The sequence below is a fragment of the Streptomyces sp. NPDC041200 genome, assembly GCF_055591805.1.
Map to the genome: position 1 here is coordinate 22,580 of NZ_JBVIZF010000005.1, position 12,278 is coordinate 34,857.

11 protein-coding genes are annotated in these 12,278 nt (G+C 73.2%); all 11 read left to right on the forward strand.

What is annotated here, in order from left to right:
* Positions 1-299 precede the first annotated feature (299 nt).
* Positions 300-2,321 (forward strand): tetratricopeptide repeat protein, encoded by a 2,022-nt coding sequence (locus ACZ6CL_RS15375; RefSeq protein WP_468936122.1) that lies wholly within the window; start codon positions 300-302, stop codon positions 2,319-2,321.
* A gap of 263 nt (positions 2,322-2,584) precedes the next feature.
* A complete protein-coding gene (gene ald, locus ACZ6CL_RS15380; RefSeq protein WP_468936124.1) occupies positions 2,585-3,700 on the forward strand; it encodes an alanine dehydrogenase in 1,116 nt (371 codons plus the stop codon).
* 543 nt (positions 3,701-4,243) lie between these two features.
* Positions 4,244-5,260, forward strand: a complete 1,017-nt coding sequence (locus tag ACZ6CL_RS15385) for a ParA family protein (protein ID WP_385442265.1) — start codon at positions 4,244-4,246, stop codon at positions 5,258-5,260.
* On the forward strand, positions 5,245-5,850 hold the full coding sequence (locus ACZ6CL_RS15390; RefSeq protein ID WP_468936127.1) for a hypothetical protein: 606 nt from the start codon (positions 5,245-5,247) through the stop codon (positions 5,848-5,850). Before ACZ6CL_RS15385 ends, ACZ6CL_RS15390 begins: the two co-directional genes overlap by 16 nt.
* 66 nt (positions 5,851-5,916) lie before the next feature.
* Positions 5,917-7,461: a segregation and condensation protein A gene (locus tag ACZ6CL_RS15395; protein ID WP_468936130.1), complete on the forward strand. Its 1,545-nt coding sequence runs from the start codon at positions 5,917-5,919 to the stop codon at positions 7,459-7,461.
* Positions 7,458-8,117, forward strand: a complete 660-nt coding sequence (gene scpB, locus ACZ6CL_RS15400) for an SMC-Scp complex subunit ScpB (protein ID WP_468936133.1) — start codon at positions 7,458-7,460, stop codon at positions 8,115-8,117. The genes ACZ6CL_RS15395 and scpB overlap by 4 nt, the downstream gene beginning before the upstream one ends.
* Positions 8,117-9,187 carry a pseudouridine synthase gene (locus tag ACZ6CL_RS15405; protein ID WP_468936136.1) on the forward strand — a complete coding sequence of 357 codons (1,071 nt, stop codon included), beginning with the start codon at positions 8,117-8,119 and terminating at the stop codon, positions 9,185-9,187. Before scpB ends, ACZ6CL_RS15405 begins: the two co-directional genes overlap by 1 nt.
* A gap of 135 nt (positions 9,188-9,322) precedes the next feature.
* Entirely contained in the window at positions 9,323-9,685 is a 363-nt protein-coding gene (gene aroH / locus ACZ6CL_RS15410; RefSeq protein ID WP_385442198.1) for a chorismate mutase, read from the forward strand.
* Positions 9,682-10,767 (forward strand): prephenate dehydrogenase, encoded by a 1,086-nt coding sequence (locus ACZ6CL_RS15415; protein ID WP_468936140.1) that lies wholly within the window; start codon positions 9,682-9,684, stop codon positions 10,765-10,767. Before aroH ends, ACZ6CL_RS15415 begins: the two co-directional genes overlap by 4 nt.
* A gap of 105 nt (positions 10,768-10,872) precedes the next feature.
* Positions 10,873-11,577: a (d)CMP kinase gene (gene cmk / locus ACZ6CL_RS15420; protein ID WP_468936143.1), complete on the forward strand. Its 705-nt coding sequence runs from the start codon at positions 10,873-10,875 to the stop codon at positions 11,575-11,577.
* Positions 11,535-12,263 (forward strand): lysophospholipid acyltransferase family protein, encoded by a 729-nt coding sequence (locus ACZ6CL_RS15425; RefSeq protein ID WP_468936146.1) that lies wholly within the window; start codon positions 11,535-11,537, stop codon positions 12,261-12,263. Before cmk ends, ACZ6CL_RS15425 begins: the two co-directional genes overlap by 43 nt.
* The last annotated feature ends 15 nt before the right edge of the window (positions 12,264-12,278 follow it).

The following is a 12,278-nucleotide window of genomic DNA, read 5'->3' on the forward strand; positions in this document are numbered from 1 at the left end:
TGTTCGGTGGCCACCCGGCGGTGGGTGGAGGCCCTGCGCCCGGTGGGGGCCTCTGGCCGCCACCGGCCGCGAATGCGGGGCTCGGGGTCCAGGGGCGGAGCCCGTGGTTCGGGAAGGGGCGGGGTGGGGGACGGCCCGCCGCAGGCGTACCCACCCGGCGGACCATCCGATGGGGTGATTTTCGGACCGGGTCACCGGCCCGGAGTGCCCGGGACCTGACGCGGAGTGAACTACGCTCGTACGAACCCTGACCGCAGCCGCGGCGGGCTCATATGCGCAGGTGGACGGGAGTGGGGCCCGTGGCGGAGCAGGCGGTCGACACCGACGGGGAGCCCCTGGGCGAACCCGCGGACGGGGGTGCGGACGGCGTGCCTCCGGCACGGGGCGCAGCCGACGGCGGAGTGTGGAGCGGCGCGACGCGCGCGGTGCTGTTCGCGGCCGCCGCCACCGTGGGCCGGGGGTTCGCGGGCCGCCGCCGGGAGCTGTTGGCGCTGCGGGCCGACATCGACCGCGCCGGGCTCGACACGATCGCGGGCCGCAAGTCCGCCCGCAGCCGGGTGCTGCTCATCGCGGGGCGGCCCGGCTGGGGCCGTACCGCGCTGGCCGAGGAGCTGGCCCGGCGGCTGGCGGACGACTACCCCGACGGGGTGCTCCAGGCTCGGCTGATGACGTCGTCCGGGGACCCCGTCCCCACCGAGCGCACCGCCCGCGACCTGCTGGTGAGGCTCGGCGTGACCGCTCCGCCCGGGGCGGACGAGGACGAGCTGGGCGAGATGCTCCGCCACGCGCTGGACGGCAAGCGGGTCCTCCTGCTGCTCGACGACGTGGCGGGAGCCGAGCAGGTGGACGCGCTGCTGCCGGACGAACCCGACTGCCTGGTCATCGCGGTCTCGCGGGGCCCGCTGACCGGCGTTCCGGACGTCCGCCCGTGCACCGTCGGCGGGCTGGACGTGAGCGCGGCGGTCGGGTTGCTGGCGCAGTCCGCCGGGCCCACCCGGATCACCTGCGACCCGGTGGCCGCGCAGACCCTGGTCGAGGAGTGCGCGGGTCAGCCCGCCGCGCTCGTGCTCGTCGGCGGCTGGCTCGCCGCCCGGCCCAAGGCCTCCGTGTCCGACGTCATCGAGCGGCTGCGCGAACTGCCGCCGTCCGACGGGGACGTGGACCGCGGCGCCCGCCCGCTGGCCCGCGCCTTCCGGCTGGCGTACGGCTCGCTGCCCCCGGCCGCCGCCCGGATGCTGCGGCTGCTGGCGCTCGCGCCCGCCGGTTCGGCCGACGCGCACACCGCGTCCGCGCTGGCCGGATGCTCCGTGGCGGACGGACAGGCGGCGCTGGAGGGTTTCGCCGGGTACGGGATGCTGCGGCCGCGTGAGCACGGACGGTACGAGCTGCCCGGCTGCCTCGACCCGCTGCTGCGCCGCCTGCTGGAGGCGACGGAGCGCCCGGCGGAGGTGGAGCTGGCCCGGGCGCGGATGCTGGAGCGCACCGTACGGCAGCTGTACGCGTGCCGACTGGCCACCGAGCCGCCGGATTCCCCGGCCCGCAAGAAGCTGGCGGCGCTGCCGGGATCGCTGCGGTTTCCGTCGGCGGAGGCGGCGGGGGAGTGGCTGGAGAGCCGGTTGCCCACGCTGGTCGAGGCCGCCCGGGTGGCCGTCGAGGCCGGTGAGGTCGACACCCTGGCGCGGCGGCTGGTGGCCGCGCTCACCCACGCGCTGACCGCGCACCGGGGCGCCGAGGGCGCGGCGCCCGAACTGTACGGGCTCCACCAGCTGGTGCTGGACGTGGCCCGGCGCCGCGACCTGCCGGTGGAGCGGGCGGCGGCGCTGCTGAACCTGGGCGACCTGGACGCGGGTGCGGGCCGGATCGACACGGCGCTCGCCCGCTACAAGGGCGCGCTGGAGGCGGCCCGCGCGGCGGACGATCCGTACACGACCGGACGCGCCCTGGAATCCATCGGCGGGACGTACCAGGAGCTGGAGGACTGGAGCCGGGCCGCCGACTGGTACGGCCGCGCCCTGGAACTGCGGCTGAGCCGCCGTGACCTGGCCGCCGAGGCCCGGCTGTACGCCCGTCTGGGCACCGTCCGCGGCTACGCGGGCCGCTGGGCCGAGGCGCTGCGCGACTGGCGGGCCGCCGCGGCAGCCTGCCGCCGGGCGGGGGACCTGGAGGGATACGCGCGGGCGCTGAGCGGCACGGCGAAGGCCCAGGAGAAGACGGGGCGGTCGAAGGAGGCGCTGCGCAGTTGGTCGGAGGCGGCCGCGGCGGCCCGGCGGGCGGACGAGTGGTCCAGGTCTCAGCGGTCTCAGCGCGGTGAGGACACATGACGCCGCATGGCCACGACCCCCGGGGTTGAGGGGAGATCGCCAATCGACCTACGAAATCAGTGGTGGTCTCGCTAAAGATTGAAGCAATGCAAGGCTAGACAGCGCGACGTCCTTCATTACACTGGCTGTACCCGCGATCGCCGCGGTTACCTGGGCATGCGGACATGTTCCGTTTTGCTGACCTATGGCCGGTTCCGGCCGGTCTATGGCCGGTTGTGGCCGGTCAAACCCTTAGCCCCCACAGATCAAGGACCGTGATCGACGTGAAGGTCGGTATCCCCCGCGAGGTCAAGAACAACGAGTTCCGTGTGGCCATCACCCCCGCAGGCGTGCACGAGCTGGTGCGAGGCGGCCACGAGGTCTTCGTGGAGCAGAGCGCCGGTCTGGGCTCCTCCATCACCGACGAGGAGTACATCGCCGCCGGAGCCGGCATCCTCGCCACCGCCGACGAGGTCTGGGCCACCGCCGATCTGCTGCTGAAGGTCAAGGAGCCGATCGCGGAGGAGTACCACCGGCTCCGCAAGGACCAGACGCTCTTCACCTACCTCCACCTCGCCGCGTCCCGCGCCTGCACCGACGCGCTGCTGGAGTCCGGCACCACCGCCATCGCGTACGAGACCGTCGAGGCCCCGAACCGCACGCTGCCGCTGCTCGCCCCGATGTCCGAGGTCGCGGGCCGGATCGCGCCGCAGGTCGGCGCGTACCACCTGATGCGGTCCGCCGGTGGCCGCGGCGCGCTGCCCGGCGGCGTGCCCGGCGTGGCCGCCGCCCGCGCGGTCGTCATCGGCGGCGGCGTCTCCGGCTGGAACGCCGCGCAGATCGCCATCGGCATGGGCTTCCACGTGACCCTGCTCGACAAGGACATCAACAAGCTGCGCGAGGCCGACCGGATCTTCGGCAACAAGGTGCAGACCATCGCCTCCAACGCCTACGAGCTGGAGAAGGCGGTCCTCGAAGCCGACCTCGTCATCGGCGCGGTGCTCATCCCCGGCGCCAAGGCGCCCAAGCTGGTCACCAACGAGCTGGTGTCCCGCATGAAGCCGGGAAGTGTCCTTGTCGACATCGCGATCGACCAGGGCGGCTGCTTCGAGGACTCCCGCCCCACCACCCACGCCGAGCCGACCTTCACGGTCCACAACTCGGTCTTCTACTGCGTCGCCAACATGCCGGGCGCGGTGCCCAACACCTCCACCCACGCGCTCACCAACGCCACGCTCCCGTACATCCTCGAGCTGGCCAACCGCGGCTGGCGGGAGGCGCTGCGCCGGGACGCCGCGCTGGCCAAGGGGCTCAACACCCATGAGGGACAGGTCGTCTACGGGCCGGTCGCCGAGGCTCACGGGCTGCCCTCGGTCGAACTGGCCTCGCTGATCGGCTGAGGCCGCGAGAGCGGTCAACTCCGGGCGACGGCGGGTCAACACGCGCCGTCAACATCAGGTCAACACCGGGCATCCGGCCGGGTCTTGCCGAGGGGCGGGACCCGGCCGCCGGTGTGTCCGGTACGCCCCGGATCAGGCCCGACGGGGGCGTCGGTCAACTCGCCCTGAATGTAACTATCCAGACGCTTTAGGGGGTGGTGAAATCTCCGTGGCGCCGCCCATACGCCCTTGACATCGGGGTGTTCGATTGCCGACACATCGTGCCGTGTCCGGTGGATTGTGTTGCTGAGGACCGCCGACACGCCATAGAGTCGCCAACCGTCGGCATGGTGTCACGCTGACCTATAGAGAAATTTCCTGGTCACCAAGGAGGTAGGACGACTTGTGAATGAGTCGACATTTTCTCCCGGGGGTGGTCAACCAGGACCGGCTGCGCGGGGCCAGGGGCCCTCGGGGCTCGAGGCTGTCGGCTCCGTCGCTGTCCGTACCTTCGCAACCCACCAGAGCGTGACGAGCATGACGACAGCCCACCAGAGCCACAGCATGGACGGCCATCACGTGAACGCCATGGCCGGCGACCAGGGGGGCAACGAACCCGCCCGCTTCGCCGACTACGACGACCTGCCCGAAGGGCACTTCTACGACCCGGACGCGGAGTACGAGCCCGATCCCGAGTACGCGGCCACTCTCGCCCCCGACGCGGCCCGCCAGCGGCGCGAGCGCATCGGCCCCACCGGCCGGCCGCTCCCGTACTTCCCGATCCCGGGACCGCTGACCGACCACGGCCCCGCGAAGATCATCGCGATGTGCAACCAGAAGGGCGGGGTCGGCAAGACCACCTCCACCATCAACCTGGGCGCGGCGCTCGCGGAGTACGGCCGCCGGGTGCTGCTGGTCGACTTCGACCCGCAGGGCGCGCTGTCGGTCGGCCTCGGGGTCAACCCCATGGAGCTGGACCTCACCGTCTACAACCTGCTCATGGAGCGGGGCATGTCGGCCGACGAGGTGCTGCTGAAGACGGCCGTGCCCAACATGGACCTGCTGCCCAGCAATATCGACTTGTCGGCCGCCGAGGTGCAGCTCGTCAGCGAGGTGGCCCGCGAGTCGACCCTGCAGCGGGCGCTCAAGCCGCTGATGGCGGACTACGACTACATCGTCATCGACTGCCAGCCCTCGCTCGGCCTGCTCACCGTCAACGCGCTCACCGCGGCGCACAAGGTGATCGTGCCGCTGGAGTGCGAGTTCTTCGCGCTGCGTGGTGTGGCGTTGCTCACGGAGACCATCGAGAAGGTCCAGGAGCGGCTCAACCCCGACCTCGAACTCGACGGCATCCTCGCCACCATGTACGACTCGCGCACCGTGCACAGCCGTGAGGTCCTCGCCCGCGTGGTCGAGGCGTTCGACAATCACGTCTACCACACGGTCATCGGCCGTACGGTCCGCTTCCCGGAGACCACGGTCGCCGGCGAGCCGATCACCACGTACGCGTCCAACTCCGTCGGTGCCGCCGCCTATCGCCAGCTCGCCAGGGAGGTGCTCGCCCGGTGTCACGCCGAGTGAGTCTGCCGGGAGCCGACGAACTGTTCCGCACCACCGGAGGGATGGGGCTCCAGTCCTCCTCGCCCGCGTCCGGCCGCCGCCAGGCGAACGGCGAGGCCCCACGGGTGCCCGCCCCCGCCACCGAGCCCGACCCGGGCGGCGAGGCGGCGACGGGCGGCGCACCGGCCGACGGCGGCGAGCAGTCCGGCGCGGCCGAGCACACGGGCCGTGAGACCGCCCCCCAGGACGCGGGCGGCGGCCGCCCCGCCGCGGCGGCCGCGAACGGTTCCGGGGCCGGGGAACGGGCCGCCAAGGGCCGTCAGGCGTCCGACGGCACGTCCCCGCCCGCCCAGGGCGGCCCCGCCCGCCGCCGCTCCCGTGCGGCGAACCGGCGCCCCAGCGGGCGCGAGCGCCACGACGAGAAGATCACGGTCTATGTCTCCGCCGAGGAGCTGATGGACCTCGAACACGCGCGGCTGGTGCTCCGGGGCGAACACGGACTCGCGGTCGACCGCGGCCGGATCGTCCGCGAAGCGGTCGCGGTCGTCCTCGCCGACCTGGAGTCGCGCGGCGACGCGAGCATTCTGGTGCGCCGCCTGCGCGGCCGCTGACCGGGCCGGGCGATAGCCTGCCCGGATCGCGGGCTGACCGCCCGGCCCTGAGCACCTTGGACCGCGATGCCGACGAACGACCCGCAGGACCTGCCGTCCCGCCGCCGCCCCCTGGGCCGAGGCCCCGGCGCCGCCCCGGCGCCCCACACCACGCCCGGCGCTGACGCCGCCCCGAGTCCAGAGGCCGCGTCCGGCCAGGCCGAGGCGGAGGCCCCCGGCACCGCCGCCCCGCCCGCGGTCGGGTCCGCGGCCCCCGGCACCGCCGCCGCTTCGTCGCCCGGCGGCGACGCGGCCACAGCGGAAGCCCACGGCGCTGCGCCCCCGGCTCCCGGTACGCGGGGAGGCGCGCGCCCCGACGGGCGGCCCAGGACGGCGCCTCCGCCCGCGCAGGGCGACGCGTCAGCCCAGCACCCGGCCCGCCCCCGGGGCGGGGGCGACGAGGACGCGCCGTCAGGTACTGGCGGGACACCGGTCGCGCCGGGTGGCGTGGCCGGGCCGGTAAATCCGGAGTCCGAGCCCGCGCACGAGCGGGCCGGGGGCGAGGACGGGCCGGCCGGGGGCGCTGTCCGGGGCCACGGGGCGCCGCTCGGCGGCGGCGCGGGCCCGTCCGGGGACGGTGACGGCGAAGCCGCCGCTGGGGACGGCGAGGGCGCGCAAGACGGCGAGGGCGCGCAAGACCGGGACCCCGCCGGGGACGGCGAGGGCGCCGAAGAGGGCGTGGCGGCCGAGGACGGGGAAGCCGCCGAAGACGGCAACAACACCTTCACGGTGCGGCTCGACAACTTCGAGGGGCCCTTCGACCTGCTCCTCCAGCTGATCTCCAAGCACAAGCTGGACGTCACCGAGGTCGCCCTCTCCAAGGTCACCGACGAGTTCATGGCGCACATCCGGGCCATGGGGCCGGACTGGGACCTCGACCAGACCACCGAGTTCCTCGTCGTCGCGGCGACCCTGCTCGACCTCAAGGCGGCCCGGCTGCTGCCCGCCGCCGAGGTGGAGGACGAGGCGGACCTGGCGCTGCTGGAGGCCCGGGACCTGCTGTTCGCCCGGCTGCTCCAGTACCGCGCGTACAAGCAGATCGCGGACATCTTCCACGACCGGCTCACCGAGGAGGCCCGCCGCTACCCCCGCACCGTCGGCCTGGAGCCGCACCACGCCGAACTGCTGCCCGATGTCGTCATCCGCGTCGGCCCGGAGGGGTTCGCCAAGCTGGCCGTCAAGGCGATGCAGGCCAAGCCCAGGCCGCAGGTGTACGTCGACCACATCCACGCCCCGCTGGTGAGCGTGCGGGAGCAGGCGGACGTGGTGGTGGGGCGGCTACGGGAGCTGGGGGAGGCCAGTTTCGCGACGCTCACCGAGGACGCGCCGGACGTGCTCACCGTCGTGGCCCGCTTCCTGGCCCTGCTGGAGCTGTACCGGGAGCGCGCGATCCTGCTCGACCAGCCGGAGGCGCTGGGCGCGCTCATGGTGCGCTGGACGGGCGCGGAGGACGGACAGCGGCCGCTGGTCACCGACGAGTTCGACCAGGAGGCCCGGCCACCGGCCGACACCGAGAAGCAGGCCGATACCGCGAAGCAGGCCCATACCGAGAAGCAGGAGGTGCGGACATGAGCGATCCGGCCGTCGACGAAGCCGAGCCCTCGGAGGTCGCGGCGCTCGACCTCAAGCCCGCGCTGGAAGCCGTCCTCATGGTCGTCGACGAACCCGCCACCGAGGAACACCTCGCCAAGGTGCTGGACCGTCCGCGCCGCGCGGTCGCGGAGGCGCTGCGGGAGCTGGCGGACGAGTACGCGGCGCAGGGGCGCGGTTTCGAGCTGCGGCTGGTCGCGGGCGGCTGGCGGTACTACACCCGGCCCGCCTTCGCCGCGGCCGTCGAGGGCTTCGTCCTGGACGGCCAGCACGCCCGGCTCACCCAGGCCGCTTTGGAAACCCTCGCGGTGGTCGCGTACCGTCAGCCGGTCAGCCGTTCCCGCGTCTCCGCCGTCCGTGGAGTCAACTGCGATGGCGTGATGCGCACCCTCCTGCAGCGCGGACTGGTGGAGGAGGCGGGCACGGAACCCGAAACAGGTGCGATCCTGTACAGGACGACGAACTACTTCCTGGAGCGGATGGGCCTGCGCGGCCTGGACGAGCTTCCGGAGCTGGCACCGTTCCTCCCCGAGGTGGACGCGGTCGAGGGCGAGTCCCAGGAGGGCGTGCCGTCGTTCGACCCGGACGCACCGGACACAGACGTACACGACAGCAGCCACTCTCAGACGGAAACTTGATGCGAAGCAGCGGCAGGAACAGCAGGGGCAGCGGTAGCGGCGGCGGCAGCGGTAGCGGCAGCAGCGGCGGCAAGAACTACCGGGGGGCCGGGAACGGGCGCGACGACAAGCAGAAGCGCACCGGTCGCCCCCGCCCCGAGGAGCGCCGTTACGACGCGGGCGCCCCGAAGCCAAGCGGCGGCGGCCCCCGCGGCGGGGCGGCCAAGAGCGGCGCCCCCAAGGGCACCGGCGGCCGCCGGAAGCCGACCGCCCCGGCCCGCCCGCGCGAGTACGAGGCCCAGATAGAGGAGCGGAACCGGGCCCGCCACAACAAGCCGCAGACCAAGCTGCCCAAGACCTTCGGCGAGCAGGACGGCGAGCGGCTGCAGAAGGTCCTGGCCCGTGCGGGCATGGGCTCGCGCCGCGCCTGCGAGGACCTGATCGACCAGGCCCGCGTCGAGGTCAACGGCAAGATCGTCACCGAGCAGGGGCTGCGCGTCGACCCGGAGAAGGACGAGATCAAGGTCGACGGGCTGACCGTCGCGACCCAGTCGTACCTCTTCTTCGCGCTGAACAAGCCCGCCGGTGTGGTCTCCACCATGGAGGACCCGGACGGCCGCCAGTGCCTCGGTGACTACGTCACGAACCGCGAGACCCGGCTCTTCCACGTCGGCCGCCTCGACACCGAGACCGAGGGCATCATCCTGCTCACCAACCACGGTGAGCTGGCCCACCGCCTCACCCACCCCCGCTACGGCGTCCAGAAGACCTACCTCGCCGCCATCCAGGGCCCCCTGCCGCGCGACCTCGGCAAGCAGCTCAAGAACGGCATCGAGCTGGAGGACGGCTACGCCCGCGCGGACCACTTCAAGGTGGTCCAGAACACGGGCAAGAACTACCTCGTCGAGGTCACCCTCCACGAGGGCCGCAAGCACATCGTCCGGCGCATGCTCTCCGAGGCGGGCTTCCCGGTCGAAAAGCTGGTCCGCACCTCCTTCGGCCCCATCGCCCTGGGCGACCAGAAGTCCGGCTGGCTCCGCCGCCTCACCAACACCGAGGTCGGCATGCTGATGCGCGAGGTGGACCTCTAAGGATCCCCGCGGGACGCGTGAGCGGGGACTGGGCTGCGCTGGTTAGGCTGATCGGGGACACGTCCACGCGGAGGACAGAGGCGTCAGACACGCGTGGGACGCGGCACAGGCACAGCACGCGCAGGGAGCACAGACGTGGCGGTACGAGCGGTTCGCGGAGCGGTTCAGCTGGAGCGGGATGAAGCGGGGCATATGCGGGAGCAGGTGTCCGAGCTGATGACCGCCATCCTGGAGCGCAACAGCCTGGTGCCGGACGACCTGATCAGCGTCTGGTTCACCGCCACGCCCGATCTGCACAGCGACTTCCCCGCGGTCGCCGCGCGCAAGCTCGGGATCACCGACGTACCGCTGATCTGTGCGCAGGAGCTGGACATCGCCGGGGCCATGCCGCGGGTCGTCCGGATACTCGCGCATGTCGAGACCGACCTAGCCAAGACCGACGTCGCCCATGTCTACCTGGGCGCCGCGGCGGCCCTCCGCAAGGACATCGCCCAGTGAGAACAGCCCTCGTCATCGGCACCGGACTGATCGGTACCTCCGCCGCGCTCACCCTCGCGGGCCGCGGTATCCACGTCCACCTCGCCGACCACGACGCGGACGCGGCGCGGACCGCGGCGGCGCTCGGTGCCGGGACGCAGGACGAGCCGGACGGGCCGGTGGACCTGGCGATCGTCGCCGTACCGCCCGCGTACGTGGCCCGGACGGTGGCCGATGTGCTGCGCCGGGGCGTGGCGCGGGCCTGTCTGGACGTGGCCAGCGTCAAGGGCGGGCCGCGCCGGGAGCTGGAGGAGCTGGGCTGTGACCTGACCCGGTACATCGGTACGCATCCGATGGCCGGGCGGGAGCGCTCCGGGCCGCTGGCCGCGACCGCGGATCTGTTCGAGGGGCGGCCGTGGGTGCTCACACCCGGCGCCGACACCGACACCGAAGTGCTCAATCTCGCACTCGAACTGGTCGCGCTCTGTCGCGCCGTCCCCGTGGTGATGGACGCCGACGCGCACGACCGGGCCGTGGCGCTCGTCTCGCACACCCCGCACCTGCTCTCCAGCATGGTCGCGGCGCGGCTGCGGGACGCCGACGAGACCGCCGTGCGCCTCTGTGGCCAGGGCATCCGCGATGTGACCCGCATCGCGGCCTCCGACCCCGCGATGTGGATCGACATCCTGTCCGCCAACCCCGGCCCGGTCGCCGATGTGCTCGCCGCGGTCGCCGCCGACCTGGACGAGACGGTACGGGCGCTGCGCGCGCTGCAGTCGGCGGACGAGGCCAAGCGCGGCGGGGGAGCGGCCGGGATCGAGGACGTGCTGCGCCGGGGCAACGCCGGGCGCGAGCGGGTGCCGGGCAAGCACGGCGCCGCCTCGGCCGTCTATGAGACCGTGACGGTCCTCATCGGCGACCAGCCGGGCGAGCTGGCCCGGATCTTCGCCGACGCGGGCCGGGCGGGCGTCAACATCGAGGACGTACGGATCGAGCACGCCACCGGCCAGCAGGCGGGCCTGATCCAGCTGATGGTGGAGCCCGCCGCCGCACCCGGTCTGACCAAGGCCCTCCGCGAGCGCGGCTGGTCCATCCGGCAGTGACATCCGGCGGTGACCGGGAGCCCCGGATGAGCCAGTAACCTTGTCCGGGGCTCTCACCAAGCTCCGTTCAACCCAGCCCCGTGCATACGAAAGGTGTCTGTCACCGTGGAAACCGCCGCCCGGACCGCCCCGGCAGCAGTGATTGTCGCGATCGACGGCCCCGCTGGCACGGGCAAGTCCAGTACGTCCAAGGCCGTCGCGGCCAAGCTCGGCCTCGGCTACCTGGACACCGGCGCCCAGTACCGGGCGATCACCTGGTGGATGGTGAACAACGGCATCGACGTCGAGGACGCCGTCGCCGTGGCCGACGCAGCCCGCAAGCCGGTCATCGTCTCCGGCACCGACCCGGCCGCCCCCACGATCACCGTCGACGGCACCGACGTCGCCGGGCCGATCCGCACCCAGGAGGTCACCTCCCGGGTCAGCGCGGTCAGCGCGGTCCCCGAGGTGCGCACGGTGATCACCGAGCTGCAGCGGACGATCGCCACCGAGGCGCCGCGCGGCATCGTGGTCGAGGGCCGGGACATCGGCACCACCGTGCTCCCGGACGCCGACCTCAAGATCTTCCTGACTGCCTCCGCCGAGGCCCGGGCCGCCCGTCGCAGCGGTGAGATGAAGGGCAAGGACGCCTCCGACCTGGCCGCCACCCAGGCGGCGCTCGCCAAGCGGGACGCCGCCGACTCGGGCCGCAAGGCCTCGCCGCTGGCGAAGGCGGACGACGCGGTCGAGGTCGACACCACCGACCTCACCCTCGACCAGGTCATCGAGTGCGTGGTCACGCTGGTCGAGGAGAAGCGGGCCGCCGCGTGACCGCCGCCGACCGGACCGCCGACCCGGCGCTGCCGAGCGCGGCCGGTGCCGCGGTGGGGCGCCGGATCGGCATCGGCCTGATGTACGGGCTGTGGCGGCCCCGGGTGCTGGGCTCCTGGCGGATCCCGTCCGCCGGTCCGGTCATCCTGGCCGGGAACCACTCCCACAACGTCGACGGCCCGATGATCATCGGCACCTCGCCCCGCCCGGTGCACTTCCTGGTCAAGAAGGAGGCGTTCGTCGGTCCCCTGGACCCGTTCATGCGCTCCGTCGGCCAGGTGAAGGTGGACCGTACGAGCGCCGACCGCACCGCGATCACCCACGCGCTGGGCCTGCTGGAGCGCGGCGGAGTGCTGGGGATCTTCCCGGAGGGCACCCGCGGCGAGGGCGACTTCGCGTCGCTGCGCTCGGGGCTCGCGTATTTCGCCGTACGCTCCGGCGCCCCGATCGTGCCGGTGGCCGTGCTCGGCACCGGCGAGCAGCGGCGTGCCGACGGGCGGCCGAAGGCGCTGCCGAGGCTGCGCAGCCGCGTCGACGTGGTCTTCGGCGACCCGTTCCAGGCGGGGGACGGCAGCGGCCGGCGGACCCGGGCGGCGCTGGACGAGGCGACCGTGCTCATCCAGAAGCGTCTGGGCGAGCACCTGGGGAGCGCCAGGCGGCTCACGGGCCGCCACAACGAGACATAGACCCGCGCGCCCACG